A 26,707-nucleotide genomic window follows, 5' to 3' on the forward strand; every position below is an offset into this window, starting at 1 on the left:
GGTGCCGAGCGTAGCGGGCGGGGTGTCGCACCTTCGGGTTGGATGTCTCGCGCGACTTGCGCGTCTCTGCAACCTATCAACAAGCCCGGGATTGCCGGGACACACAAGCAGGAGCCTTCATGGCGTTTGTAACCGAAATCAAAACCTTCGCCGCCATCGGAACCGGCGTGATCGGCGCCGGATGGATTGCCCGAGCGCTGGCCCATGGCCTCGATGTGCTCGCCTGGGACCCGGCGCCGGGTGCCGAAGCGGCTTTGCGCGCCCGCATTGCCAATGCCTGGCCGGCCCTCGAAGCGCAAGGCCTGGCTCCGGGTGCCAGTCAGACCCGGCTGCGCCTGGTCGAAACCATCGAGGCGTGTGTGGCAGACGTCGATTTTATCCAGGAAAGCGCGCCGGAGCGTCTCGAACTCAAATGTGAGCTGCATGCGAACATCAGCGCCGCGGCCCGTCCGAACGTACTGATTGCGTCCAGCACCTCGGGTTTGTTACCCAGCGAATTCTTCGCCGACGCCGTGAACCCTGAACGTTGCCTGGTCGGCCATCCCTTCAACCCGGTTTATCTGCTGCCGCTGGTGGAAGTGGTTGGCGGCGAGAAGACCGCGCCAGAGGCAGTCCAAACCGCCATGGGCGTCTATGAATCTCTGGGAATGCGCCCGCTGCACGTGCGCAAGGAGGTGCCGGGATTTATTGCCGACCGCTTGCTCGAAGCGCTCTGGCGCGAAGCCCTGCATCTGGTCAACGACGGGGTCGCCACCACTGGCGAAATCGATGACGCGATTCGCTTCGGCGCTGGCCTGCGCTGGTCGTTCATGGGGACATTTCTCACCTACACCCTGGCAGGCGGTGACGCCGGCATGCGCCATTTCATGGCCCAGTTCGGACCGGCTCTGCAGTTGCCGTGGACCCATCTGGAGGCGCCGGAGCTGACCGACGCGTTGATCGACAAGGTGGTCGAAGGCACCGCCGAGCAGCAGGGCACGCGCAGCATTGCCGACCTGGAGCGCTATCGTGACGACTGCCTGCTGGCCGTGGTGGCGGCGATCAGGCAAACCAAGGCACACCACGGCTTCGATTTTGCCGAGTGACCACGCTACAACTTCGACGCTTCATGTCGCAGCCAGAGCCGCAGCGGTGTAGGGGTGAAGCCGTACGCCGTTCGCTGCTAGATTTGGCCGTGACCTCTTCGGGCCTGCTGCATGGGCTCATGCCACTCGACTCTCGCTCCCGAGAATGACCATGCTCCTGACCAGCTACCGCACCGCCGTCCCCGCCGAATGGGTCGACTACAACGACCATCTGCGCGATGCCTTCTACCTGCTGATCTTCAGCTACGCCACGGATGCGCTGATGGATCGAATCGGCCTGGATGAGCCGGGTCGAACCCGCACCGGGCATACGCTCTACACCCTCGAGTGCCACATCAATTATCTGAACGAGGTAAAGCGCGGCAGCGAGGTCGAGGTGCGTACCCATTTGCTGGCGTACGATCGTAAGCGGCTGCACGTTCATCTAGGCCTTTATCGCCCCGATGAGGAGCAGTTGCTGGCGGCCAGCGAGCAGATGCTGATGAACATCGATCGCCGCGTCGGGCGTTCGGCACCCTTCGACGAGGCGGTGCTGGCGCAGGTGCAGGGGTTGTACGAGACGCAGCGGGACTTGCCCAGGCCCATTCACATCGGGCGGGTCATCGGTCTGCCAGGCTGAGTGTGGACAAGGTGCCAGTGTGATCGCGGCGCATAAAAAAGAGGAGCCGCAAGGCTCCCCAAGGTGCTTCATGTCAGGACCTTGCGGGCGCCGATCCGCAAGGCGAGATGCCTGCCCGCGGGGAGCAGGCGGGCCGATCAGGCGGCGCTGAACATCTTGTGCGGGTCGATGACGAATTTCTTCGGCACGCCGGCATCGAACTCGCCGTAGCCCTTTGGCGCTTCGTCCAGGCTGATCACCTGCACGCCGACCACTTCGGCGATGTTGATGCGGTCCCACATGATCGCTTGCATCAGGGCGCGGTTGTACTTCATTACCGGGGTCTGGCCGGTATGGAAACTGTGCGACTTGGCCCAGCCCAGGCCAAAGCGGATGCTCAGGCTGCCCATCTTCGCCGCAGCGTCCACTGCGCCGGGATCCTCGGTAACGTAGAGGCCGGGAATACCGATCTTGCCGGCGACGCGCACCACGCCCATCAGTGAGTTAAGCACCGTTGCTGGCGCTTCGTGCTGTACCCCGGCATGGCCGTGACCGCGGGCTTCGAAGCCCACCGCATCCACCGCGCAGTCCACTTCCGGCTCGCCCAACAGATTGGCGATTTGCTCATGCAGCGGCGTGTCCTGGGACAGGTCGGCAATCTCGAAACCCTGTGCTTTCGCGTGCTGCAAACGCACCGGATTGACGTCGCCGACGATGACCACCGCAGCACCGAGCAAGCGCGCGGACGCAGCGGCGGCAAGCCCGACCGGGCCGGCACCAGCGATATAGACCGTGCTGCCCGGGCCGACACCGGCAGTCACCGCGCCGTGATAGCCGGTGGGCAGGATGTCGGACAGGCAGGTCAGGTCGCGGATCTTCTCCATCGCCTTGTCGCGGTTGGGCAGCTTGAGCAGGTTGAAGTCAGCGTAGGGGACCAGCACGTATTCGGCCTGGCCGCCGGTCCAGTCACCCATGTCGACATAGCCGTAGGCACCGCCCGGGCGGGCCGGGTTGACGGTCAGGCAGACGCCGGTATGCATTTCCTTGCACGAACGGCAGCGACCGCAGGCCACGTTGAAGGGCACCGAGACCAGGTCGCCAAGCTGCAGGTTCTCGACATCGTTGCCTTTCTCGATCACTTCACCGGTGATTTCATGGCCCAGTACCAGGCCTGTCTGCGCGGTGGTGCGGCCGCGAACCATGTGCTGGTCCGAGCCGCAGATGTTGGTGGAAACGACGCGCAGGATCACGCCGTGCTCGATCTTGCGCCCGCGTGGATCCTGCATCTTGGGGTAGTCGATGCTCTGCACTTCGACCTTGCCTGCGCCTAGGTAAACAACGCCACGATTGTCAGCCATCTGCCTTTCTCCTTTGTTTTTGTGAATACAAGGCGCGACGGGAAGCCGCGCGGGCTTGTAGTGGAGCTGTCAGTTGCCGGGTCGGCTCGCCGTAAGGCTTGCGAGCGGCTGAGCGGCCTTGGTGTTCTGGAGCTGATTCGACGTCAGTGGCGCCCGTAGCGCCCCGACCGAGGTTTTCTGGGTTTACAACACCACCGTACGGTTGGCGTGGAGGAAGACCCGACGCTCGATGAAATAGCCGACTGCCTTGGCCAGGGTCAGGCATTCGATGTCACGGCCCTTGGCGATCAGGTCTTCTGGGTAATGGGTATGGTCCACCGGCTCGACGCCCTGGGCGATGATCGGCCCCTCGTCGAGGTCGTTGTTGATGAAGTGCGCGGTGGCACCGACCAGCTTGACGCCTTTCTGGTATGCCTGGTGATAGGGCTTGGCGCCCTTGAAACCGGGCAGCAACGAGTGGTGGATGTTGATGGCACGGCCGTCGAGGGTACGGCAGAGCTCGGGCGAGAGCACTTGCATGTAGCGAGCAAGCACCACCAGTTCCGCGCCGCTGTCCTCGATCACCTGCAGCACCCGACGCTCCTGGGCCGGCTTGTCGTGCGGGTCGAGCGGGAAGTGGTGATAGGGGATGGCATGCCAGCGCGCCAGGGGCTCCAGATCCGGATGGTTGGAAACCACCGCGGCGATGTCCATCGGCAACTGGCCGATACGCTGGCGATAGAGCAAATCATTCAGGCAGTGGTCTGACTTGGACACCATGATCACCACCTTGGGCCGGTAGCCCGGTGGCGTCAGTTCGGTATGCATTTCGAACGGCGCGGCGCGGTCGATCAGACCGGAACGGAAGTCCGTTTCGTCGAAACCGTCTGGCGCGCGAAATTCCACTCGAATGAAAAAGCGATTAACCAGGCGGTCATCGAAGCTGTGATGCTCGGTGACATAGCAGCCCTGTTCGAAGAGATAGCGTGTCACCACATCGACCGTGCCGAGCAGGCTCGGACTGTGCGCGGTGAGGATCCAGGTATCGGGCGTGCGACTCATGTTTATCTCCCAAGCTGGGCGGGCGCAGGGTGGGGCGCGTAGCTCACGCTTCATCCATCTATTTATGGTTTGTTGCGGTGGACGAACGAGGCGTCGTCCACCCTACGGCTTCACGCCTCGATCGCCAGCCCATACTCGGCGCTGGCATCCTGCAGCCAGAGCCAGATGTAATCGGCGAAGCTGCGTCGCACCACCAGTTCCCAGACCTCTTCGGCGGTGTGACGGATCACCAGCTGGCTTTTGGCGAAATGGGTGCCCACCGCCTTGCCCACCGGGAAGTTGCTCGGATGCACGTCATAAGGCGTCGACTTCATCAGCAGCTCGCGGACCTTCTCCCCGCTGAGTTCGAGCAGGGTCTGCCCGCCGCTGACATTGACCACCTGAATGTGCTGCCCCGCCAAGGCGTCGCGCAGGCGCTGTTCAGTGGCGAATTCCTCGCCCCGCGGCACGATCAGCAGCCATTCGTCTGGGCCCATCCATTGCAGGGAGGTCTCGCCCTCGGCCACCAGCGTCAGCGCGACCGGCAATGGCAGGCCGAGGGCTTCCTGGACGCCCCCGGCAAAGGCCGGATCGTGAGCGTCGCCGCGCAGGGTCAGATGACCGCGCAGCTTCTTTTCACGCAGGCGTATGCCGGCGCCGCCGCGACCCTTGCCGACCAGCTCGGCGAAACCGGCGTGGTGCAGCGGTGATTGCCCCTCGAGATTATCCGGGCGTTGTTTGTAAACGTTCACTGCGGTCATGGTTCACCTGCCTGGCGCCGCAAGGCGCCGTAGAATTCTGGGTGTATCGAGCGTGAGGAGGGCGTGCCAGCCTCACGCCCACCTCAAACGTTCTGCCGCTCGCCCTTCGGGTCGTAGAACACCGAGCTGACGATTTCAGCCTCTATCACGCTGCCGTCCACCAGCGGCGCGAAAACGCGCTCGCCGATACGCTTGAGGCCGCCCTTGACCACGGCCATGGCGAAGCTGTAACCCATCGACGCACTCATGTAGCTGGAGGTGACGTGACCGACCATGGTCATCGGAATCGCCTGTTTCGGATCGAATACCAGCTGCGCGCCTTCTGGCAGCACCTTGGCCGGATCCACCGGCTTGAGGCCGACCAGCTGCTTGCGGTTTTCCTTGAGGCAGTCCTCGCGGTTCATGCCGCSCCAGCCGATCCAGGAGAAGGGTTTGGTGCGGCCGACACACCAGCCCATGTTCAGGTCGTCCGGGGTCATCGAGCCGTCTGTGTCCTGGCCGACGATGATGAAGCCCTTCTCGGCGCGCAGCACGTGCATGGTCTCGGTGCCATAAGGCGTCAGACCGTGCTTCTTGCCGGCTTCGATGATCTGCTCCCACACACCCAGGGCGTAGTCGGCCTGGACGTTGACTTCATAGCTCAGCTCGCCAGTAAAGGAGATGCGGAACACCCGTGCCGGCACGCCACCGACTTGGCCTTCCTTCCAGCTCATGAACGGAAAGGCGTCCTTGTCCAGGTCGATATCGGTGACCTCGGCCAGCAGCTTGCGGCTGTTGGGACCGGTCAGGGTCATGGTCGCCCAGTGATCGGTGACCGAGGTGAAATACACCTTCAGTTCCGGCCACTCGGTCTGGTGGTAGATCTCCAGCCATTCCATCACCCGTGCGGCTCCGCCGGTGGTGGTGGTCATCACGAAGTGGTTATCGGCGAGGCAAGCGGTCACGCCGTCGTCGAAGACCATGCCGTCTTCCTTGCACATCAGTCCGTAGCGCGCCTTGCCCACGTCGAGCTTGGTCCAGGCATTGGTGTAGACGCGGTTGAGGAATTCGCGTGCATCCGGACCCTGGATGTCGATCTTGCCCAGGGTCGAAGCATCGAGGATGCCCACCGCGTTGCGCACGGCCAGGCATTCGCGCGCCACGGCGGCATGCAGGTCTTCACCCTTCTTGGGGAAGTACCAGGGACGCTTCCACTGGCCGACGTCCTCGAACTCGGCGCCGTTTTCCAGATGCCACTTTTGCATCGCGGTATAGCGTTTGGCCTCGAACAGCTCTCGGCAATGGCGGCCGGCCAGTGCGCCGAAGGTCACCGGCGTGTAGCTCGGGCGGAACATGGTGGTGCCCATCTCCGCGATGCTGATACCCATCGAATGGGCGGCGATGGCCAGGCCGTTGATATTGCCCAGCTTGCCCTGATCGGTGCCGAAGCCCAGCGCGGTATAGCGCTTGACGTGCTCGACCGACTCGAAGCCCTCACGGGTAGCCAGCTTGATGCCGGCGGCTGTGACGTCGTTCTGCAGGTCGACGAACTGCTTGGGCGCTCGCTCAGTGGGCTTGTCGTGGGGGACCTGGAACAGCGCGACAGTGGCTTCCTCGACGCGCTGCTCGGCCTTCGGCAGGGTGCCAGAGATCGCCTTGTAACCAGTCTCGGCGGCGGCCATGGCACCGGCCTCGAAACCGTCGGCGAGGGCGTCGCCAAGGGCGAATACGCCATTCACCGCGCCCGCGCAGAGGCGCTTCTGGAAGCCTTCGCCGGGGACGAAGGCGAGGATGTCTTCGCGCCAGGTCGGACGGCCGCCAAGGTGCGAGGCCAGGTGGACCACCGGGCTGTAGCCGCCGGAGCTGACGATCAGGTCGCAGTCGAGCATTTCGCCGGGGCTGGTGACTTTATGGCTGGCGATATCGATGGCGCAGATGCGGGCCCCCGTGACCCGCTTGCTGCCGCGCGCTTCGACCACCGCGCTGCTGGCCAGAATGCGCACACCACGCCGCCGCGCTTCCTCGACCCAGGCACCGCGTGGATTGCTGCGCGCATCGGCGACGGCGATCACTTCATGGCCGATGTCGAGCCAGTCGAGCACCACCCGGTAGGCGTAATCGTTGTTGGTCGACAATACCAACTGACGGCCCGGTGCCACGCCGTAGCGGCGCACGTACGTGGATACCGCATCGGCGAGCATGTTGCCCGGCACGTCGTTGTTCGAATAGACCAGCGGGCGCTCGTGGGCGCCGGTAGCCAGCACCACACGCTTGGCCCGCACGCGGTGCATGCGCTGACGCACGGCTCTCTGTCCGAACGCACCCATGGGCGCGACTTCGCCGAGGTGGTCGGTCAGGCGCTGGTGAATGGTGAGGAAGTTGTGGTCGTGGTAGCCGTTCACGGTCGCGCGCGGCAACAGGGTCACTTCCGGTATGTTTTCCAGTTCGGCGATGGCCTTGGCGGCCCAGTCGGCGGCAGGCTTGCCATCGAGCGTCTCGCGGGTGGCGAGCAGGCTGCCACCGAACTCTTCCTGTTCGTCGGCAAGGATCACCCGTGCACCACTGCGAGCGGCGGCCAGGGCTGCGGACAGACCGGCCGGGCCGGCGCCGACCACCAGGACGTCGCAGTGCTGGTTCAGGTGGTCGTAGCTGTCCGGGTCGTTTTCTTTGGGCGCGCGTCCGAGACCTGCGGCCTTACGAATGTACTTTTCGTAAGTCAGCCACAGGTTCTGTGGATACATGAAAGTCTTGTAGTAGAAGCCGGGCGGCATCATGCCACCGCCGACCTTGCCGAGAATGCCCATCAGGTCGGTATTGACGCTCGGCCAGCCGTTCACGCTGTTAGCGGTCAAACCGGCGTAAAGCGCTTGCTGGGTCGCGCGCACGTTGGGGATCTGCGCGGCTTCGGTCGAGCCGATCTGCAGTACCGCGTTCGGCTCTTCGGCACCGGCGGCGACGATGCCGCGTGGGCGCGAGTACTTGAAGCTGCGGCCGACCACATCGACACCGTTGGCCAGCAGCGCGGCGGCCAGGGTGTCACCGGCAAAGCCCTGATAGGTTTCGCCGTTGAATCGGAAGGTCAGGGGCTGGCTGCGGTCGACGCGGCCGCCTTGGGAAAGACGATTGACCTGGCTCATGCCGTTACTCCTTGGTCGACAGCCTTCTTCGCAGTGAGCGAAGCCTCAGTCACGCTGGGCTGCTCGCCGATCTTGTAGGTTTCGAGAATTTCGTAGCTCACCGTGTGGCGGGTGACATTGAAGTACTGGCGGCAGCCCGATGCGTGAATCCACAGCTCATGGTGAATGCCGCGCGGGTTGTCGCGAAAGAACAGGTACTCGCCCCACTCCTCGTCGGTGCAGGCGTTCGGGTCCAGCGGACGCGGAATGTGCGCCTGGCCGCCGGCGTGGAATTCTTCTTCGGAACGCAGTTCGCCACAGTGAGGGCAGAAGATGTGCAGCATGGTCGGTACCTCCGGAAAACCTTCCTCCCCCCGCCGCGGCGGAGGGGGCCAAAATCAGTGTGCGACCCCAGCCGCACCGTGTTCGTCGATCAGCGCGCCGTTGTGGAAACGCTCGATCGAGAACGCTTTGGCCAGCGGGTGCATCTCGCCCTTGGCCAGGCTGGCGGCGAACACATGGCCCGAACCCGGGGTGGCTTTGAAGCCGCCGGTGCCCCAGCCGCAGTTGAAGAACAGGTTCTTCACCGGGGTCTTGGCGATGATCGGGCAGGCGTCCGGGGTGGTGTCGACGATGCCGCCCCACTGTCGGTTCATACGTACCCGCGAGAGCACCGGGAACATCTCGACGATGGCCTGCAGGGTGTGTTCGATGGTGGGGTAGGAGCCGCGCTGGCCGTAGCCGTTGTAGCTGTCGATGCCGGCGCCGATGACCAGGTCGCCCTTGTCCGACTGGCTGATGTAGCCATGCACCGCGTTGGACATGATCACGGTGTCGATGATCGGCTTGATCGGCTCGGACACCAGCGCCTGCAGCGGGTGGGATTCGAGTGGCAGGCGGAAGCCAGCGAGCTTGGCCATATGCCCGGAGTTACCAGCGGTGACCACGCCGACACGCTTGCCGCCGATGAAGCCCTTGTTGGTCTCCACGCCGATGCACACGCCGTTTTCCTTGCGGAAGCCGGTCACTTCGGTCTGCTGGATCAGGTCGACGCCCAGGGCATCGGCGGCGCGGGCATAACCCCAGGCCACCGCATCGTGACGGGCGACGCCGCCGCGACGCTGTAGCGAGGCGCCGAGAACCGGGTAGCGGGTGTTCTTGGAGCAGTCCAGGTAGGGGATCATTTCCGCCACCTGCTCGGCGTTCACCACTTCACCGTCCACTCCGTTGAGCCGGTTGGCGCTGACCCGGCGCTCGATGTCGCGCATGTCCTGCAGGGTGTGGCCGAGGTTGAACACACCGCGCTGGGAGAACATGACGTTGTAGTTGATGTCCTGGGACAGGCCTTCCCACAGCTTCATCGCATGCTCGTAGAGCTGCGCCGCTTCATCCCACAGATAGTTGGAACGCACGATGGTGGTATTGCGCGCGGTATTACCGCCGCCCAGCCAGCCCTTCTCGATCACCGCGACGTTCTTCACGCCGAACTCTTTTGCCAGGTAATAGGCAGTGGCCAAGCCATGGCCGCCAGCGCCGACGATGATGACGTCGTACACCGGTTTGGGCGTGGGATTGCGCCACATGCGCTGCCAGTTTTCGTGATGGCTGAAGGAGTGCTTGAGCAGGCCGAAGCCGGAATAACGTTGCATGTCGAATGCTCCTGAAAAACGACCGCCTCGAAGCGGTGACGCAATGCGATTCGCGAGGTGGAACGCCGGTTATCGATCCACCGATTTACGGTGGAAGGACACAGCGCCTTCCACCCTGCGAATCAGCGGTACACCGGATAATCCGCGCACAATCCAGCGGCCTGTCGGGCAACCTGTGCTTCCACGTCGTCATCGCCGAGGTGGTCGAGGATGTCGCAGATCCAGCCGGCGAGCTCGACGCTCTGGGCTTCCTTGAAACCGCGGGTGGTGATAGCCGGCGTGCCGATGCGCAAGCCGGAGGTGACGAAGGGCGACTGCGGATCGTTGGGCACAGCGTTCTTGTTGACCGTGATGCCGGCGCGCCCGAGAGCGGCGTCAGCGTCCTTGCCGGTGATGCCCTGCTTGATCAGGCTGACCAGGAACAGATGGTTGTCGGTGCCACCGGAGACCACGTCGAAGCCGCGCTCGATGAACACGCCAGCCATGGCCTGGGCGTTCTTGATCACCTGCTGCTGGTAATCCTTGAAGTCAGGCTCCAGGGCCTCCTTGAAGCACACCGCCTTGCCGGCGATGACATGCATCAACGGGCCGCCTTGGGCACCGGGGAACACCGCGGCATTGAGCTTCTTCTCGATATCGGCGTTGGCGCGCGCCAGGATCAGGCCGCCACGTGGACCGCGCAGGGTCTTGTGCGTCGTGGTGGTGACCACGTCGGCGAACGGGATCGGGTTGGGATAGAGGCCGGCGGCGACCAGCCCGGCGACGTGAGCCATGTCGACGAAGAGCAGTGCACCGACCTTGTCGGCGATGGCGCGGAAGCGCGGGAAATCGAGGGTCTTCGAGTAGGCCGAGAAGCCGGCGACGATCATCTTCGGCTTGCTTTCGATGGCCAGGCGCTCGACCTCGTCATAGTCGATAAGGCCGGTTTTGGTGTCGATCCCGTACTGCACGGCGTTATAGAGCTTGCCGGAGCTGCTGACCTTGGCGCCGTGGGTCAGGTGGCCGCCGTGGGCCAGGCTCATCCCAAGAATGGTGTCGCCAGGCTGCAGCAGCGCCAGATACACCGCGCTGTTGGCCGAGGAGCCCGAATGCGGCTGGACGTTGGCGTAATCGGCGCCGAACAGCTGCTTGGCGCGGTCGATCGCCAGTTGCTCGACCACATCGACATGTTCGCAGCCACCGTAGTAGCGCTTGCCCGGATAGCCTTCGGCGTACTTGTTGGTCAGCCCGCTACCCTGAGCCTGCATCACGCGCTTGCTGGTGTAGTTCTCCGAGGCGATCAGCTCGATATGATGCTCCTGACGAGCCTCCTCGGCATTCATCGCAGCCAGCAGTTCATCGTCGTAGCCTTGGATTTGGTCGTGCTTGCTGAACATCTCGATCTCCTAAAGGCGCGGATGCGCCACTCGCCTCGGTGAAGGCCTTGGTCTGTCTGGATGCGATGGTATGGCCGGGCCTTTCCGGGAAGATGCCTGCGTGCGCCTCGTGGGAGTTCGTTTGCGACATGCTTCGTCGCTCTCGGAACCTTTTGCACGTGCCCACCTGTCACGCCGGAATCGGAGCAGTCTCGCCTGCCGCAAACGCCATCTGCCAAGCACTGCAAGCAGGGCGGTGCGAGCGGAAATACGAGCAGCCGAATGGCTTCGGAAACGCTTGAACTGGCATTGAGCACTAAGCAGCTGGCGTATGGCGTATGGCGTATGGCGTATGGCGTATGGCGCGAGAACGAATGTGTGAGGCCGGCTCGGCCTCGATCGCGCCCAAGGCGTCGGACCGGAGGTGGGCGGCTTCTTAAGCCAGCACGCGTAAGGAGGCGACGGTCCGCGCGAGGCGGGGCTGCGCCGGACGGCAAGGCGCTCGCCTGGCAGGCGCTGCCAGGCGAGCGATCAGCGGACGGGTTATGGCCACCGCTGAGGCTGACTCAGTAATCGATGACCACGTCGCCCTTGGGCACGCTGCAGCAGGACAGGATATAGCCCTCCGCTACGTCTTCATCGGTAATGCCGCCGTTGTGCTCCATGGCTACCTCGCCAGCGGTTTTCATCACCTTGCAGGTGCCGCAGATACCCATACCGCACGCCTTGGGAATATGCAGGCCGAGCTGTGCCGCGGCGGAGTGAACCGTTTCGTGCGGGCCGACGCGGATGCTCTTGCCGGTCGCGGTGAATTCCACTTGATTGAGATCGGCGAGCGGCAAATCGGGCGCCTCGGCGGCCTGGTCGGCCAGTTCTTTGACGTCTTCACGCACACCTGCCGGTGTCGCGCCGAAAGATTCCTCGTGATAGCGCTGCATGTCGAAGCCATTGACGGTCAGCAGTCGCTTGACTGCGCTCATGTACGGGGTTGGCCCGCAGCAGAAAATCTCTCGGTCGGAAAAGTCCGGCGCAATCAGCTCCAGCATGCGCTGGTCGAGGTAGCCGCGATAACCGGCCCAGGCCTCACCCATGCCATGCCGTTCACAGATGATATGCAGGCTGAAGTTGCTGACCCGCGAGGCCATGTGTTCCAGCTCGCGATGGAAGATGATGTCCTTGGGCGAGCGGGCGCTGTGGACGAACACCATGTCGACGTTGGCGTTGGTGTCGAAGAACCAGCGGGCCATCGACATGACCGGCGTGATGCCGACGCCGCCGGATAGAAACAGGACCCTGTCGGTGGGGAAATCGATGGTATTGAACAGCCCGACCGGACCGTGCACTGGCAGCAGATCGCCTTCGCTGAGGTTGTCATGCAGCCAGTTGGAAACCTTGCCGCCGGGGATGCGCTTGATCGTCAGCGAGAAGCTGTAGGGCACCGAGGGCGAGCTGGCGATGGTGTACGAGCGCATCACCTGCTGGCCGTCTATTTCAAGTTCCAGCGTGACGAACTGTCCCGGTTTGAAGAAGAACATGATCGGCTGATCAGACATGAAACAGAAGGTGCGCACATCCCATGTCTCCTGGATCACCTTTACGCAACGCACCAGATGACGGCCGTTGGTCCATGTCTGGGTATTGACCGGGTTGAGGAAATTGCTGGACATGCTCACCTCGATTGCGCGCTGGCTACTACGGCCCTTCCAGGCCCGTCTGCAGGGCCGCGACGGTAATAACGCATGGCCCTTATGGCGCAGAATTGTGCGCAACGCACCTGAGGCCCACTTACCTATCCGCGACATCGACATGCTCATCGCGACCAGTCCAGCCACAGGGGCGTTCCGGCGTCGGTAACGGATGCGCGGCTGTCGCCCATGGATAAGGTTTTCCACTTGCGCCGGGACACACTCGGTCGCAGCCGATCGAGGGAGGAATCCGGCTGGAGTCGGTTTTCCTCCCGGTGACAGGGAGGTCATCCGGTACCCCTTGTGTAGCACCCGTATAGCCATTTTGTCGCCAGCCAGAGATGCCCGCCAGGGCGCGGCCGGCTTGAGGAGTAACCGATGGATGCCACTTTCACCCTGAGCTTGGGCGATCCGCTCGAAGCCGCGCGTAAGGCGACTGCCGAAATGCTGCAGACGCGTGAGCCGATGTTTTCTCTACCGCAGCCGTTCTATAGCGATGAACGGCTGTTCCAGCTCGACATGCAGGAAATCTTTCACAAGGAATGGTTGATCGCGGGCATGACCTGCGAGATTCCAGCGAAGGGCAACTTCCTGACATTGCAGATCGGCGATAACCCCATCCTGGTCATCCGCGGCGCCGAAGGCGCTGTGCATGCATTCCACAACGTCTGTCGCCATCGCGGTTCGCGGCTGTGCACCAGCGACAAGGGAAAAGTCGCCAAGCTGGTGTGCCCCTACCATCAGTGGACCTACGAGCTGGACGGCCGCCTGCTGTTCGCGGGCACCGAAATGGGCACCGACTTCGACATGAACCAATACGGCCTCAAACCGGTGCAGTGCAAGACGGCTGGCGGCTATATCTTCATCTCGCTGGCTGAGAACCCGCCGGCCATCGACGACTTCCTCGCCACCCTGACGCACTACATGGAACCGTACGACATGGAGAACACCAAGGTGGCGATACAGAGCACCCTGGTGGAAAAGGCCAACTGGAAGCTGGTGCTGGAGAACAATCGCGAGTGCTACCACTGCAACGGCGCGCATCCTGAGCTGCTCAAGTCGTTGCTGGAATGGGACGATGTCACCGATCCGCGCGCCAGTCAGGCGTTCAAGGATCATGTGGCTGCATCGGCCGCTGCCTGGGATGCCGAGAAGATTCCCTATGCCCATGCCAGCTTCGGGCTGCGCAACCGCATCGTGCGCATGCCGCTGCTCAAAGGCACCGTGTCGATGACCATGGATGGCAAACAGGGTTGCCAGAAGCTCATGGGGCGAATCAAGAACCCCGAGCTCGGCTCGATGCGTATCCTCCACCTGCCGCACTCCTGGAACCACTGCATGGGCGATCACATCATCGTCTTCACCGTGTGGCCGATCAGTGCTCAGGAAACCCGGGTCACCACCAAATGGTTGGTGCACAAGGATGCGGTGGAGGGCGTCGACTATTCGGTTGAACACCTGCGCAAGGTCTGGGATGCAACCAACGACCAGGACCGCCGCCTCGCCGAGGAAAACCAGCGCGGGATCAACTCGACGGCCTATCAACCCGGGCCCTATTCGAAAACCTTCGAGTTCGGCGTGGTCAACTTCATCGACTGGTACAGCGAGCGCATGCTGAACAACCTCGGTGCCGCGCCTGCGAACTATCTGCGGCAGATCAACCAGTGATCCGGTAAGCGTTCGACGCGCCGCGCGTGCGGCGCACCCCTCGTAACCGGTGGGTGCGCCACACGCGGTTCCGCTGCCCACGGCCGCAAAGGCTGCGGCAAGCCGACCGTTCGAGACGAGGAACTTCGGTACGCCCCTATGACCGAAGAGTGAAGGCGCGGGGCTTCCGCGTTGAGGCGATGGCGCCGTCGCTGGGTCGCGCGCCACTCCCCGGTTTCCACCTACTGCAGTGAAGAGGGGCACATGATCGTCATCATCATGGGCGTGGCCGGCAGCGGCAAAACGACCATTGGCAAGCAATTGGCTGCCCGTCTGGGATGCGGCTTCTCCGACGCCGACGAGTTTCACAGCGAGGCCAACAAGCAAAAGATGGCCCGCGGCATCGCGCTGGATGATGAGGATCGTCAGCCATGGCTGGAGGCGATGCGTGACGCGATCAAGGCGCAGCGTAAGCAGGGCCATGACTGGGTTTTCGCCTGCTCCGCACTCAAGCGCCGCTACCGCCAGCTACTCAGCGGAGGCGACGAGCAGGTCATGTGGGTCTATCTGGATGGATCGGAGGATTTGCTGCTGGAGCGTCTAACCAAGCGCGCCGGGCACTTCTTTGACCCCCGCCTGCTGCGCAGCCAGTTGCAGACGCTGGAAGCTCCCCGCGAGGATGAGGCGATACGGGTGGATATCACACCTTCGCCCGAAGAGATTGTCGAGACGCTTATGAAGCGCCTGTCGCGCGCCGAGGCGAGCGGCTAGCAGAGACCAGGTTCAGTCGTCGGCCAGCTCGTAACGATCGCGGCCATTGCGCTTGGCTCTTAGCAGCGCTATGTCGGCGCGGTTGATGGTGCTGGAATAATTCTCGTCGGCGCGCAGTTGCGCCAGACCCAAGCTTACGGTGACCGATAGCGAGTCGTCATTGACGCGAACGCGCAGGTTGGCGACTGCTTGGCGCAGGCGTTCCATCACCCCAACGGCCTGCTCGCTCGTGGTTTCCGGCATCATTACCAGGAACTCTTCGCCACCCCAGCGGCCGCACAGATCGTGCTCGCGGATTTCCGCTTCCATCACCCGCACCACATCCATCAGCACGTGATCGCCCACTTCGTGGCCGTATTCATCGTTGATGACCTTAAAGCGGTCGATATCGATCATGACGATGCACAGCGGACGGCTATAGCGTTTGGCTCGTTCGGTTTCGTCGCGCAGCCGCTCGGTGAGTAGGCGGCGATTGGCGATTCCGGTCAACGCATCGTGTGTCGAGGCCTCCTTCAGCGCAATGTTCAGATCGCGCATCATCATCTGGTAGCGATCAGAGATGCGTGCGACCTTTTCCAGCTGCCGTAGCTGCTTGTCGAAGCGTGCGGAGAGGCTCATCTCGCGGTCCCGGACGATGTTCTGATAGCCGTCGGAGACGCGGGCGATCCGTTCGATGCGGTTGAGCAGGTTGTGGTGCGCCTCCCACAGCTGGCTCAGCGTTTCGCGCAACGGATGATCCTGATTCTGCGGATCGGCGAGCGATTCCACGATCTGGGTTTCCAGCGGACTTTGCCCACGCATGTAAAAGCCTTCTATTCGTCGCTGAGGATCATGAACGGAAAGGTGCAGTCTTCCTTGAACTCTTCCGCCAGCTCTACCACACGTTCGTTGCGTCGATCGTAGTGCCAATTGACCGCAACCGGCTTGCCTTCCTGGTGGGCGGCTTCCAGCAGATCGAAGATATCCATCACCGCCTTGATGCTGCTGGTGTTCAGATACAACAAGTGCAGTTCCAGCCGCAGCGGCCGTCCGGCTTCGGCCAGATAGCGCTCGATCCACTCGATGACTTGGTGGAAAAGCTCATAGGAGTTTTCCGGGTAGGAGTCGCCTTGCATGGCGAGCACGCCATTTTCCCAGTCGGACTGAATGGCAGGCGATGACTGGCTGCCAGCGATGGAGAAATCATTCATGTGCATTTTGCTCTTGTAGGTCAGATGACCGCGCTCAGGCTGATGAACGAGCGGCCGTTGGCAACGGTTTGCAGCGATGCTTTCAGTGGTTCGCTGGATTTGCGGGCGATGTCGATCAGGCCCAGTCCGGCGCCGCTGGCGGTGTTGTCTTCACGCGGTTTGCGCAACTGTTCCTTGTAGCGGACCTTGAGCTGGGCCTTGTCCAGGCTCGCCAGATCTTCAATGGTGGCGAGCAATGCTTCGCCATCGGCCGTCTCGATCAGGTTGCCTGCGGAAACGACATAGCGGCCGTCGCTATCGTTGCGCGCAACCACTACTGTGGCCCCTGCTTCCTGGTCCGCCCAATTACGCACTTTGGCGTAGTGACGAATGTTCTGGGTCATCTCGATATACACGGCGAATACGTCCATGGCCGAGGACGCGTTGGCGTGATCGGCAGCCAGATAGTTGCGCAGCGCGTTGCCGATTTCCTCGATCAGGCTACGCGAGATCGGGCCGTTGAAGCACAGCATGATCTGCTGTCTGTTATAGCTTTCGCGCATGGCGAACAGGTCAAGGGTTTCCATGGGGCAACTCGACTCCGGTGGATGGCGCTCAATCGAAACGGAAACACAGCATCGTGATGTCGTCACGCTGCGGATAATCGCCCTGGTACTCCGCCAGGGTCGCTTTGAACGCGGCGCCTTGCTCGGCCAAGGGCAAGCGGGCGTGACGCAGGATCATCTCGGCGAAGCGACTGTTACCGAAGCCATAGCCTAGCTCACCACCCGCCTGATCAAGGAAGCCATCGGTGGCGAGGTAGAAGGTGCGCCCAGGTGTCAGTTCGATTTCGGCATTCTGGTACTCACCGAGGCGTCGGTCACCGATCGCACGGCGGCCGGCCGGCAGTTCGTCGAGGGTTTTCCCATCGCTGTAGTAAAGCGCGATCTTGGCACCCGCATAGGTCACCTGGCGGCGGTCGAAATCGGCATAGGCAAGGCCCACGTCCATATTGGTTGCCAGGGCATGTTGTGTACTGTCGTCGCGCAGCATTCTGCGCACGATGCTGTCGGTCCGCGCGAGGATGGCGGCCGGATCGTGCAGGCCGGCGTCAGCGATGGCCTGCTCGATCGCGGCGTGGGCGAGCATGGTCATCAGCGCGCCGGGCACGCCGTGGCCGGCGCAGTCGACCACGCCGAGCAGGCATCCCTGGGCGGTGGCGCGATAGACATAGAAGTCGCCGCCGACAACATCGCGTGGATGCCAGAGCACCGCATGACGCTCATCGAGGTCGGCAATCAATTGGCGCTTGGGCAGAATGGCGTGCTGGATCAGGCTGGCGTAGTCGATGGAGTCGTCGATTTTCTTGTGCGCGGCGGCCATCTCGCGATTGGCCTGTTCCAACGCTCGGGTACGCTCCTGAACCCGGCTTTCGAGCTCGCTGGTATGGCTGCGAACCTTCTGCGCCATGCTGGCGAACGCGGCGCTCAGCTCGCCGATTTCGTCGTCGCGATGGCTTGGCAGGGGAGCGTCATACTGCCCGGCCGCGATCGCCTGGGCGCTTTTGCGCAGTTGCCGAAGGGGACGTAGCAAGCGCTTGTCGACCAGCCAGGCGCCGCTGACGATTAACAGCAGGAACAGCGTCAGCACGGCGCCGATCGCAGGCAGTAGCGGTTTGATCTCGATGACCTGGGCGGTGCGCAGGTCGACCGCACTGGCGACGAACCAGTTCAGCTCGGGTACCCAGGTCATCGCCAGCAGGCGCGGCTCGCCGTCCAGCGTGACCTGCAGAGTGGCGGTATCACCGGGGTGTTCCCGGCTGAAAGCCATGGCCTCTCGCAGTGCGGTGGCCTGCTCGATATTGTCCAGCAACCCCAGCACGTTGGTCGCCAGCGAGCGGCCTTGCGAGGTGTCGGCATTGAGCGTCACCAGGTTTTGGTTGGGGTGGATCAGGATCGAGCCATAGCCGTCGAGCACCATGGCTTCAACGCCGGTCCTGTCGACCTCGATAAATTCGCTGATGAAGGCATTCAGGCTGATGCCCGAACCGACCACCCCCAATGGCCTGTCGCCGTCCCGCACGACAATGTTGAACCATATCTTGAGGTCCCGGGTAACGGCTGAGCGGTCTACGTTGAGGTGGTAGGGTGCGTCCGAGCGCAGCGTGGTATAGAACCACTCGTCCTCGTCAGCATCGGGACGCATTTGATAGCGAGGGGCTTCGCTAGGGCTCAGCTTGTCGCTGTTGGAATAGTAGCTATTGCTGCTCGCCGACGCGGCGAAGTAGGCGTGGTCGCTCAGTGCCTGCTGATAACCGGCCGCTTCGGTGAAGAACAGGGCGCGCTTGTCGGCATCCTCTTCATCGAGCAACCAGGCACGGGTGATTTGCGATTCGGCCAGGCGTTGCGCCAAGGCCAGTTCACGAGTGACCGGGGCGAATAGCCGTTCGCGGTTGAGCTGTACCGCGTTGCGCGCATAGGCTTCGCCGAAACGGTTCTGCACGCCTTTGAGCGCTTCACGGCCGACCAGCGCGGCCACGCCGATCGCGAGCAGGAAGGTCAGCAATAGCGCCAGCAGCGATTTGCCGCGTAATCCCAGTGCCGCCATGTTGACCCCGTCTTCCTTCGCGATTGCTGGTGAACCCGGCGTCGCACGCACCATCCCGGGTGGCATAAGGCGGCGATTATCAGGCATAGGGCTGGTCGCCACCAGTGGCGGTTCGCCACGCAAAAACGGAGTCTTTCGACTCCGTTCTTTTTTTCGCTACTGCGCCAGCTTCTTGTACTTGACCCGATGCGGCTGGGCCGCCGCGTCGCCCAGGCGCTTCTTGCGGTCGGCTTCGTACTCGGTGTAGTTGCCTTCGAAGAATACGATGTCGCCGTTGTCCTCGTAGGAGAGGATGTGGGTGGCGACCCGGTCGAGGAACCAGCGATCGTGGGAGATCACGATGGCTGCGCCGGGGAAGTCCAGCAGCGCCTCTTCCAATGAACGCAGGGTTTCCACGTCGAGGTCGTTGGACGGTTCGTCGAGTAGCAGCACGTTGGCGCCTTCCTTCAGCGTCAACGCCAGATGCAGGCGGCCACGCTCACCACCAGAAAGATCCTTGACGAATTTCTGCTGGTCGCCGCCTTTGAAGTTGAAACGGCCCACATAGGTACGCGAAGGGACTTCGTAGTTGCCGATGCGGATCATGTCGGAACCATTGGACACCGCTTCCCATACGGTCTTGCTGCCGTCCAGGTCCTCGCGGCTCTGGTCGACGCAGGCGACCTGCACGGTATCGCCGAGCTCAATGCTGCCCGAGTCCGGCTGTTCCTTGCTCATGATCATGCGGAACAGGGTCGACTTGCCCGCGCCGTTGCCGCCGATCACGCCGACGATGGCGCCCTTGGGCATGCTGAACGAGAGGTTGTCGATGAGGACGCGGTCGCCGTAGCCCTTGGTCACGTTGTTGAAATCGATGACCTTGTCGCCCAGGCGCGGACCGGCCGGGATATAAATTTCGTTGGTTTCGCTGCGTTTCTGGAATTCCTGCGATTGCAGTTCCTCGAAGCGCTGCAGGCGTGCCTTGGACTTGGACTGGCGGGCCTTGGCGCCCTTGCGCACCCACTCCAGCTCTTCCTTCATGGCTTTTTCATGGGCCGACTGCTGCTTGGATTCCTGCGCCAGGCGGTTGGATTTGGCTTCCAGCCAGCCGGAATAGTTGCCCTCGTAAGGGATGCCTGCGCCACGGTCGAGTTCGAGAATCCAGCCAGCGACGTTATCCAGGAAGTAGCGGTCGTGCGTGATCGCCACCACGGTGCCGGGGAAGTCATGGAGGAAGTGTTCCAGCCAGGCCACCGAATCGGCGTCCAGGTGGTTGGTCGGTTCGTCCAGCAGCAGCATGTCAGGTGCCGACAGCAGCAGGCGGCAGAGTGCGACGCGGCGCTTTTCGCCACCGGACAGGTGTTCGACGGTTGCATCCCAAGGCGGCAGGCGCAGGGCGTCAGCCGCGACTTCCAGCTGGCGCTCGAGGTTGTGGCCGTCGCTGGCCTGCAGGATGGCTTCGAGCTTGGCCTGTTCAGCGGCCAGCTTGTCGAAATCCGCATCCGGCTCGGCATAGGCGGCGTAGACCTCATCGAGACGGGCCTGGGCGTCCTTGATACTGCTGACCGCCTCTTCGACGACCTCGCGCACGGTCTTGTTCGGATCGAGCTGCGGCTCCTGCGGCAGATAGCCGACGTTCAGTTCGGGCATCGCGCGGGCTTCGCCATCGAACTCCTGGTCGACGCCAGCCATGATTCTCAACAGCGTGGACTTACCCGCGCCGTTGAGGCCGAGCACGCCGATCTTGGCGCCGGGGAAGAAGGACAGGGAAATATTCTTGAGAATTTCACGCTTCGGCGGGACGACTTTACTCAGCCGATGCATGGTGTAGACGTATTGAGCCATGGAGACGAATGCCCGTGACAGGAAAAGAAGGATGAAAACCCGTCGTGGCGGACGGGCAAAACAGTTCGGCAAAGCTACCGGAATGCTCCAGACAGGGCAAACCAGCAGCAAATCCTTTTGAGTGATGGCGTTTTGCCTTATAGCAAGGCATTCTTCGCATTCCGCACCCGTTGTATGGCTATTGCTGCTTCCTCAGATAGGTTCGATACGTGTGACCGACACCGATCGCTCTCAGTCGCTGGCGTCCCGCCCCGAGTGGTTTGCTGCATTTGGCCTGCGCTTGGCCCGGGCATGCGGCCGTTTTCTGGTGCCTCGGCGTTTTGCGCCTCGCTGGCAGGCGCTGCGCTATTCGATCATCGCACTGGACGCCATCGAAGAGCGCATCCTGATCAGTGATTTCTCCGGTCGGTTGCAGTATCTCAATAGTCAGGCTGCGACGATGTTCGGCCTGAGCAATCGAGAGATGTCGCGTTATTCGCTGCAGAAGCTGCTGCCCATGCTCGACTCGCAGGCCTTCGATGCCAGCAACGTCCATGCCGATATCTGCCTGAAGCCCGTACGCCTGCTGCAGAACGGGGAGCCCCAGCTCTTTTCCGTTACCCGCCGGGCACTGCGCCTGGAAGCCGACGCTCAACCCTCCGGTTTCGTTTGGGTCATGCGCGACATCACCCGCGAGCAGCAGGCTCAGACGGCGCTGGAAGAGCGCGAGCGCTTCTGGTCGGAAGTGCTGCGGGCCGTGCCTGACACGCTCTACGTGCAAGACATCCGAAGCGGCAAATTGCTGTTCAGCAACAGCAACCTGGCTTCGCGGCTGGGCTACAGCGAAGAGGAACGTGGCGAGGATGGCAATGCGTTCTGGCGTCGCATCAGTCATCCAGACGATCAGGAGTACGTCTGGCGACTGTTGGCTCTGCGCAACTCGATCACCGAGGAGGCCGGCCAGGAGGCGCTGCTGCGTTGGCGACATCGCGATGGCAGCTGGCGCTGGTTCAGCATTCGCGAGCAAGTGCTTTCGCGTGACGACCAGGGTCGGATCTGGCGCCTGATCGGTGTGGCCCGCGATGTGACCGCAAATATCGAGCACAGTCATTCGCTGCGCGACAGTGAGCGCCGTTATCGCATGCTTGCCGACAGCCTGCAGGATCTGATCTTCACCACCGACAGCTCGGTTCGCATCGACTACATCAGCCCGTCGGTGGAAACCATGCTTGGCTACAGCCCGGGGTGGGTGGCCCGCCATGGACTCGATCGGCTGGTAACCAAGCCGCGCCAGGTTGCGCGGTTCTTCGACCTGATGCGCCGGGTGCGCAATGCCTCGGCCAATCCGGTCGCGCTCGCCGAACTCGGCCAGAGTCTGCAGGGCCAGACGCTGCATTTCGACTGTCTCGCCGCGGATGGTCGGGCGGTGACGATCGAGCTGCGCATCATGTTGATCAGGAATGAGAACAATCGCTTCGACGGTGCCCTGTGCATCGGTCGTGACATCAGCCAGCAGCGCCAGGCGGAAAAGGAGCTGCGCCGTGCGGCGACGGTCTTCGACCACTCCACCGCTGCCATCGTAGTCACCGATCCGGCGGGCCGGATCGTACAGGTCAACGCGGCGTTCCAGCGCATCACCGGTTATGGCAGCGATGAAATGCTGGGCAAGCTGCCAATGGCGCTCAGCGCCGATCGCCAGCAAGCCAATCAGATGGCCTTCGTACGCGACCAGATTCTCCAGGCCGGCACCTGGGAGGGCGAGTTCTGGCTCAAACGCAAGGATGGCGAAACCTATCCGTGCTGGGTCGGCATCACCGCGGCGCGCGACGCCGAGAACGATCTGGTCAGCTACGTCTGTTTCTTCAGCGATATGAGCGAACGTAAAGCCAGCGAGAAGCGCATTCATCGTCTGGCTTACTACGACAGCCTGACCCAGTTGCCCAACCGGACGCTGTTCCAGGATCGTTTGCACAGCAGCCTGCAATTGGCCGCGCGCCGCGGCGGTTGGGTGGTGCTGATGTTTCTCGATCTGGATCGCTTCAAACCGATTAACGACTCGCTCGGTCATGCGGCGGGTGATCGAATGCTCAAGGAAGTGGCCATGCGTCTGGCCTCCTGTGTCGATGAAGACGATACGGTGGCGCGCATGGGAGGCGACGAGTTCACTTTCCTGCTGCATCACGGCGCCGATCGCGACGAGGCGTTGAACCGCGCAATCCATGTTGGTGAACGCATCCTCGCCAGCCTGACCGAACCGTTCGTGCTGTCGGGTCGCGAATTTTTCGTCACGGCCAGCATCGGCATTGCGCTCAGTCCGCAGGATGGCGACGACATCAGCCAGTTGATGAAGAACGCCGATACCGCGATGTACCACGCCAAGGAGCGCGGCAAGAACAACTTCCAGTTCTATCAGGCCGAGATGAATGCCAGCGCGCTGGAGCGCCTCGAGCTGGAAAGCGACCTGCGCCATGCCCTCGAACAGCAGCAGTTCGTGCTGCATTATCAACCGCAGTTTCTCGCCGATGGCCGTACCCTGACCGGCGTGGAAGCGCTGTTGCGCTGGCGGCATCCGGCCCGTGGTCTAGTGCCGCCTGGTGAGTTCATTCCGGCGCTGGAAGAGCTCGGCCTGGTGGTCGAAGCGGGCAACTGGGTGCTCGGCGAAGCTTGCCGACAAATCGCCGCCTGGCAGGCGCAGGGGCTGACCGTGCCGAAGGTGGCGGTGAATCTTTCGGCTCGGCAGTTCGCGGACGGCCGCCTTGGTCAGCGCATCGCCGCGATCCTGGCGTCCAGCGGTATTCCGCCGAGTTGCTTGGAGCTGGAGCTGACCGAGAGCATCCTGATGCAGGATGTCGCTGAGGCGATGCGCACCCTCGGCTCGCTCAAGGAGCTCGGACCCTCGATCGCCATCGATGATTTCGGCACCGGCTATTCGTCACTCAACTACCTAAAGGCATTCCCCATCGACGTGTTGAAGATTGACCACAGCTTCGTCGACGGCTTGCCGATGGGCGAACAGGACGGGCAGATAGCCCGGGCAATCATTGCCATGGCGCACAGCCTCAGCCTGTCGGTCATCGCTGAAGGCGTGGAAAACCAGGCGCAGCTGGATTTCCTCCGAGAACATGGCTGCGATGAGGTGCAAGGCTTCTACCTCGGCCAGCCAATGCCCGCCAGCGAGCTGCAGGCGCTGCTTGGCTAGGCTCGCCGTGTTTCGCAGAGGCGTTGGGTTCATGTTGCACATGATCAAGCCTCATACCCGCGCTCCGGCGGATGGGGTAGAATCCGCGCCTCTCTTTTATACCGCCAGCTGATTCTCAGAGGACTGCCATGTTCAGCCGTGATTTGACACTCGCCCGTTTCGACGCCGATCTCTTCGCTGCCATGGAGCAGGAAGCCAAGCGTCAGGAAGACCACATCGAGCTGATCGCCTCGGAGAACTACACCAGCCCAGCGGTGATGGAAGCCCAGGGTTCGGTGCTGACCAACAAGTACGCTGAAGGCTACCCGGGCAAGCGTTACTACGGCGGTTGCGAGCATGTCGATGTGGTCGAGCAACTGGCCATCGATCGCGCCAAGGAGCTGTTCGGCGCCGATTACGCCAACGTCCAGCCGCATGCTGGTTCGCAAGCCAACAGCGCCGTCTACCTGGCCCTGCTCAACGCCGGCGACACCATCCTCGGAATGAGCCTGGCCCACGGCGGTCACCTGACCCACGGCGCCAGCGTTTCCTCCTCCGGCAAACTGTACAACGCCGTGCAGTACGGCATTAACGACCAGGGCCTGATTGACTACGACGAAGTCGAGCGTCTGGCCCTCGAACACAAGCCGAAGATGGTCGTCGCCGGCTTCTCCGCCTACTCGCAGAAACTCGATTTCGCCCGCTTCCGTGAGATCGCCGACAAGGTCGGTGCCTACCTGTTCGTCGACATGGCCCACGTGGCTGGTCTGGTCGCCGCCGGTGTCTACCCGAACCCGGTGCCGTTTGCCGACGTGGTGACCACCACTACTCACAAGACCCTGCGCGGCCCGCGCGGCGGCCTGATCCTGGCGCGCGCCAACGCCGAGATCGAGAAAAAGCTCAATTCCGCGGTGTTCCCGGGTGCTCAGGGTGGCCCGTTGGAGCATGTCATCGCAGCCAAAGCGGTGTGCTTCAAGGAAGCGTTGCAGCCTGAATTCAAGGCATATCAGCAGCAGGTGGTGAACAATGCCCAGGCCATGGCTGAGGTATTCATTCAGCGCGGCTTCGACGTGGTATCCGGCGGCACTCAGAATCACCTGTTCCTGCTCAGCCTGATCAAACAGGACATCACCGGTAAAGACGCCGACGCCGCTCTGGGTCGTGCCCATATCACCGTGAACAAGAACAGCGTGCCGAACGATCCGCGCTCACCCTTTGTCACCTCCGGTCTGCGGATCGGCACCCCAGCCGTGACCACTCGCGGTTTCGGCGAAACCGAGTGCCGCGACTTGGCCGGCTGGATTTGCGACATTCTCGACAAGATGGGCGACGAGTCGGTGATCGAGGCCGTGCGCGGCAAGGTCGAGGCCGTTTGCGCCAAGTTCCCGGTCTACGGTAACTAACGCCTCGTTGCAGCAAGGAAAGCCCGGCCATGCCGGGCTTTCTTGTATTTGCGCCGCGCTGCTTGGCGGGCCTGTGGTCAGGACAGGGCGGTGGGCACTGGGCGCGGCTCACCGTCTGGGTTAGTTTTCATCAGCGTTCCGCCAGGGTTCGTGCCATTCGGAGTGGCTCATGCAGCTCAAACACAAGATCGCCGCGCTGAGCATCCTGCCACTGCTGCTGGCCGTGGCGGTCGTCTGCGCGCTGGTTTTCGTTCAAAACCAGCGCCTCGGCGAGCAGCAGGCGCAACTGATCGAGGCCAGCATCCTGGCGAGCAAACAGGCTGAGCTGAAGAACTATGTGGAGATGGCCATCAGCACTATCGCGCCGCTCTACGACAGCGGCCTGGATGATGACGAGACGAAACAGAAGGTGCTCGCGGCGCTGGGCCGCTTCAGTTTTGGCAGCGATGGTTATTTTTTCGTCTACGACCATAGCGGCCGCAACCTGATGCATCCACGGCAGAGCGAGCTGGTGGGGCAGAACTTGTGGAACATGACCGATCCGAACGGCCTGCCGGTGATCCAGGCGCTGATGCACAGTGCCGAGAGCGGCAAGGGCTTCCAGCGCTATGCCTGGCAAAAGCCCTCCACCGGACAGTTCGCGGCGAAGCTCGCCTATGTAGTGATGCTCGACCGTTGGGGCTGGATGCTCGGTACCGGCATCTATCTCGAAGACGTCGATCAAGCCATCCTGAAGGTGCGAAAGGAGGTTTCCGGCGGGATCCATACCACCATGCTGGCGATCGCCGGTGTCGCGCTGGTTGCGGTGCTGCTGGTCTTTGCCAGCGGACTGACACTCAATGTCAGCGAGCGTCGACTGGCGGATCGCAAGCTGCAGGTACTGACTCAGCGCATCGTCAGCCTGCAGGAAGAGGAGCGCTCCCGGGTATCTCGTGAATTGCACGACGGCATCAGTCAGTTACTGGTATCGATCAAATTCCAGTTCGAACTGGCCAGCCATGAGCTCTCCACCGGCAGCCCCAAGGCGCTGGGCACGCTGGATACCGGCGTCGAGCGGCTGGCTGGAGCGATCGGTGAAGTACGGCGCATCTCTCACGATCTGCACCCGTCACTGCTGGATACCCTGGGCCTGCCAGCGGCAGTTGGCCAGCTTGTGGCAGAGTTCGAACAGCGCAGTGGGCTGAAGATGCTATACAACAACGGCCTCGGCGACAGCGATCCCGATGATTCGGTGGCGGTCGCGTTGTTCAGGGTGCTGCAGGAGGCGCTGACCAATATCGAACGGCATGCTGCGGCGCAGTCCGTGCATATCAGCCTGGACGGCGACGATGCGTCAGTGCGCCTGCGGGTGCGGGACGACGGCGTTGGCTTCAATCCGCGTCGGCTCGACAGCATCAAGGGCGGCGGCATCGGTTTGCGCAACATCCGTGAAAGGGTGGAGCACTTCGGTGGGCGTTTCAGCCTGCTATCGGCGGCCGGTGGCACCGAGTTGGACGTGACCTTGCCGGCTCGTGCCGGTTGAA

Annotated in this window: 20 protein-coding genes; 7 read left to right on the forward strand and 13 right to left on the reverse strand. The window is 62.5% G+C overall.

What is annotated here, in order from left to right; genetic code table 11:
• Window positions 1-119: 119 nt before the first annotated feature.
• Window positions 120-1,085 (forward strand): L-carnitine dehydrogenase, encoded by a 966-nt coding sequence (locus tag CH92_RS03635; protein ID WP_025240414.1) that lies wholly within the window; start codon window positions 120-122, stop codon window positions 1,083-1,085.
• A gap of 151 nt (window positions 1,086-1,236) precedes the next feature.
• The gene (locus tag CH92_RS03640; protein WP_025240415.1) at window positions 1,237-1,704 is read left to right on the forward strand and encodes a thioesterase family protein; all 468 of its coding nucleotides are present in this window, start codon (window positions 1,237-1,239) and stop codon (window positions 1,702-1,704) included.
• A gap of 137 nt (window positions 1,705-1,841) precedes the next feature.
• Here the strand turns inward: CH92_RS03640 and fdhA are convergent, their stop codons facing one another.
• The 8 genes from fdhA to gbcB form a co-directional block, all read right to left on the reverse strand.
• A complete protein-coding gene (fdhA, locus tag CH92_RS03645; protein WP_025240416.1) occupies window positions 1,842-3,041 on the reverse strand; it encodes a formaldehyde dehydrogenase, glutathione-independent in 1,200 nt (399 codons plus the stop codon).
• A gap of 183 nt (window positions 3,042-3,224) precedes the next feature.
• Window positions 3,225-4,082: a formyltetrahydrofolate deformylase gene (purU, locus tag CH92_RS03650; protein ID WP_025240417.1), complete on the reverse strand. Its 858-nt coding sequence runs from the start codon at window positions 4,080-4,082 to the stop codon at window positions 3,225-3,227.
• A 110-nt stretch (window positions 4,083-4,192) separates the two neighbouring features.
• On the reverse strand, window positions 4,193-4,822 hold the full coding sequence (locus tag CH92_RS03655; RefSeq protein ID WP_025240418.1) for a sarcosine oxidase subunit gamma: 630 nt from the start codon (window positions 4,820-4,822) through the stop codon (window positions 4,193-4,195).
• Between the two features lie 83 nt (window positions 4,823-4,905).
• The gene (locus CH92_RS03660; RefSeq protein WP_025240419.1) at window positions 4,906-7,938 is read right to left on the reverse strand and encodes a sarcosine oxidase subunit alpha; all 3,033 of its coding nucleotides are present in this window, start codon (window positions 7,936-7,938) and stop codon (window positions 4,906-4,908) included.
• Window positions 7,935-8,261 carry a sarcosine oxidase subunit delta gene (locus tag CH92_RS03665; protein WP_025240420.1) on the reverse strand — a complete coding sequence of 109 codons (327 nt, stop codon included), beginning with the start codon at window positions 8,259-8,261 and terminating at the stop codon, window positions 7,935-7,937. Before CH92_RS03665 ends, CH92_RS03660 begins: the two co-directional genes overlap by 4 nt.
• A gap of 54 nt (window positions 8,262-8,315) precedes the next feature.
• The gene (locus CH92_RS03670) at window positions 8,316-9,566 is read right to left on the reverse strand and encodes a sarcosine oxidase subunit beta (protein ID WP_025240421.1); all 1,251 of its coding nucleotides are present in this window, start codon (window positions 9,564-9,566) and stop codon (window positions 8,316-8,318) included.
• Between the two features lie 122 nt (window positions 9,567-9,688).
• Window positions 9,689-10,942, reverse strand: coding sequence for a serine hydroxymethyltransferase (gene glyA / locus CH92_RS03675; RefSeq protein ID WP_025240422.1), 1,254 nt, complete (start codon window positions 10,940-10,942; stop codon window positions 9,689-9,691).
• 545 nt (window positions 10,943-11,487) lie between these two features.
• A complete protein-coding gene (gene gbcB / locus CH92_RS03680) occupies window positions 11,488-12,588 on the reverse strand; it encodes a glycine-betaine demethylase subunit GbcB (RefSeq protein WP_025240423.1) in 1,101 nt (366 codons plus the stop codon).
• A gap of 396 nt (window positions 12,589-12,984) precedes the next feature.
• Here gbcB and gbcA point away from each other — a divergent pair, with 396 nt between their 5' ends.
• Together gbcA and CH92_RS03695 are read left to right on the forward strand one after the other, a co-directional pair.
• Window positions 12,985-14,274, forward strand: coding sequence for a glycine-betaine demethylase subunit GbcA (gene gbcA / locus CH92_RS03690; RefSeq protein WP_025240425.1), 1,290 nt, complete (start codon window positions 12,985-12,987; stop codon window positions 14,272-14,274).
• A gap of 243 nt (window positions 14,275-14,517) precedes the next feature.
• A complete protein-coding gene (locus CH92_RS03695; RefSeq protein WP_025240426.1) occupies window positions 14,518-15,024 on the forward strand; it encodes a gluconokinase in 507 nt (168 codons plus the stop codon).
• 12 nt (window positions 15,025-15,036) lie between these two features.
• Here the strand turns inward: CH92_RS03695 and siaD are convergent, their stop codons facing one another.
• The 5 genes from siaD to ettA all read right to left on the reverse strand — a co-directional run bounded on the left by siaD (window position 15,037) and on the right by ettA (window position 20,624).
• On the reverse strand, window positions 15,037-15,825 hold the full coding sequence (gene siaD, locus CH92_RS03700) for a biofilm regulation diguanylate cyclase SiaD (RefSeq protein WP_025240427.1): 789 nt from the start codon (window positions 15,823-15,825) through the stop codon (window positions 15,037-15,039).
• An 11-nt stretch (window positions 15,826-15,836) separates the two neighbouring features.
• Window positions 15,837-16,214 carry a biofilm regulation phosphoprotein SiaC gene (gene siaC / locus CH92_RS03705; protein ID WP_025240428.1) on the reverse strand — a complete coding sequence of 126 codons (378 nt, stop codon included), beginning with the start codon at window positions 16,212-16,214 and terminating at the stop codon, window positions 15,837-15,839.
• 20 nt (window positions 16,215-16,234) lie between these two features.
• Window positions 16,235-16,780, reverse strand: a complete 546-nt coding sequence (siaB, locus tag CH92_RS03710) for a biofilm regulation protein kinase SiaB (RefSeq protein ID WP_025240429.1) — start codon at window positions 16,778-16,780, stop codon at window positions 16,235-16,237.
• Between the two features lie 28 nt (window positions 16,781-16,808).
• Window positions 16,809-18,800 carry a biofilm regulation protein phosphatase SiaA gene (gene siaA / locus CH92_RS03715; RefSeq protein WP_025240430.1) on the reverse strand — a complete coding sequence of 664 codons (1,992 nt, stop codon included), beginning with the start codon at window positions 18,798-18,800 and terminating at the stop codon, window positions 16,809-16,811.
• Window positions 18,801-18,956: 156 nt separating this feature from the next.
• Window positions 18,957-20,624 carry an energy-dependent translational throttle protein EttA gene (gene ettA / locus CH92_RS03720; protein WP_025240431.1) on the reverse strand — a complete coding sequence of 556 codons (1,668 nt, stop codon included), beginning with the start codon at window positions 20,622-20,624 and terminating at the stop codon, window positions 18,957-18,959.
• 439 nt (window positions 20,625-21,063) lie between these two features.
• Between ettA and CH92_RS03725 the strand changes: the two genes are divergently transcribed.
• From CH92_RS03725 to CH92_RS03735, 3 genes are all read left to right on the forward strand, one after another.
• A complete protein-coding gene (locus CH92_RS03725; protein WP_423833157.1) occupies window positions 21,064-23,802 on the forward strand; it encodes a sensor domain-containing protein in 2,739 nt (912 codons plus the stop codon).
• Window positions 23,803-23,930: 128 nt separating this feature from the next.
• Window positions 23,931-25,184, forward strand: coding sequence for a serine hydroxymethyltransferase (gene glyA, locus CH92_RS03730; protein WP_025240433.1), 1,254 nt, complete (start codon window positions 23,931-23,933; stop codon window positions 25,182-25,184).
• A gap of 169 nt (window positions 25,185-25,353) precedes the next feature.
• Complete coding sequence (locus tag CH92_RS03735; RefSeq protein ID WP_025240434.1) at window positions 25,354-26,706, forward strand: cache domain-containing protein; 1,353 nt, start codon at window positions 25,354-25,356, stop codon at window positions 26,704-26,706.
• The last annotated feature ends 1 nt before the right edge of the window (window position 26,707 follow it).

Source organism: Stutzerimonas stutzeri, from assembly GCF_000590475.1.
Classification (GTDB): Bacteria; Pseudomonadota; Gammaproteobacteria; order Pseudomonadales; family Pseudomonadaceae; genus Stutzerimonas; species Stutzerimonas stutzeri_D.

Coding starts and splice junctions, on each gene's coding strand:
- gbcA (WP_025240425.1), top strand. CDS start 12,985: ATGGATGCCACTTTCACCCTGAGCTTGGGCGATCCGCTCGAAGCCGCG.
- CH92_RS03665 (WP_025240420.1), bottom strand. CDS start 8,261: ATGCTGCACATCTTCTGCCCTCACTGTGGCGAACTGCGTTCCGAAGAA.
- CH92_RS03670 (WP_025240421.1), bottom strand. CDS start 9,566: ATGCAACGTTATTCCGGCTTCGGCCTGCTCAAGCACTCCTTCAGCCAT.
- glyA (WP_025240422.1), bottom strand. CDS start 10,942: ATGTTCAGCAAGCACGACCAAATCCAAGGCTACGACGATGAACTGCTG.
- siaA (WP_025240430.1), bottom strand. CDS start 18,800: ATGGCGGCACTGGGATTACGCGGCAAATCGCTGCTGGCGCTATTGCTG.
- CH92_RS03635 (WP_025240414.1), top strand. CDS start 120: ATGGCGTTTGTAACCGAAATCAAAACCTTCGCCGCCATCGGAACCGGC.
- CH92_RS03640 (WP_025240415.1), top strand. CDS start 1,237: ATGCTCCTGACCAGCTACCGCACCGCCGTCCCCGCCGAATGGGTCGAC.
- siaC (WP_025240428.1), bottom strand. CDS start 16,214: ATGAATGATTTCTCCATCGCTGGCAGCCAGTCATCGCCTGCCATTCAG.
- CH92_RS03695 (WP_025240426.1), top strand. CDS start 14,518: ATGATCGTCATCATCATGGGCGTGGCCGGCAGCGGCAAAACGACCATT.
- purU (WP_025240417.1), bottom strand. CDS start 4,082: ATGAGTCGCACGCCCGATACCTGGATCCTCACCGCGCACAGTCCGAGC.
- glyA (WP_025240433.1), top strand. CDS start 23,931: ATGTTCAGCCGTGATTTGACACTCGCCCGTTTCGACGCCGATCTCTTC.
- gbcB (WP_025240423.1), bottom strand. CDS start 12,588: ATGTCCAGCAATTTCCTCAACCCGGTCAATACCCAGACATGGACCAAC.
- fdhA (WP_025240416.1), bottom strand. CDS start 3,041: ATGGCTGACAATCGTGGCGTTGTTTACCTAGGCGCAGGCAAGGTCGAA.
- siaD (WP_025240427.1), bottom strand. CDS start 15,825: ATGCGTGGGCAAAGTCCGCTGGAAACCCAGATCGTGGAATCGCTCGCC.
- CH92_RS03725 (WP_423833157.1), top strand. CDS start 21,064: ATGTTCGGCCTGAGCAATCGAGAGATGTCGCGTTATTCGCTGCAGAAG.
- CH92_RS03655 (WP_025240418.1), bottom strand. CDS start 4,822: ATGACCGCAGTGAACGTTTACAAACAACGCCCGGATAATCTCGAGGGG.
- siaB (WP_025240429.1), bottom strand. CDS start 16,780: ATGGAAACCCTTGACCTGTTCGCCATGCGCGAAAGCTATAACAGACAG.
- CH92_RS03735 (WP_025240434.1), top strand. CDS start 25,354: ATGCAGCTCAAACACAAGATCGCCGCGCTGAGCATCCTGCCACTGCTG.
- ettA (WP_025240431.1), bottom strand. CDS start 20,624: ATGGCTCAATACGTCTACACCATGCATCGGCTGAGTAAAGTCGTCCCG.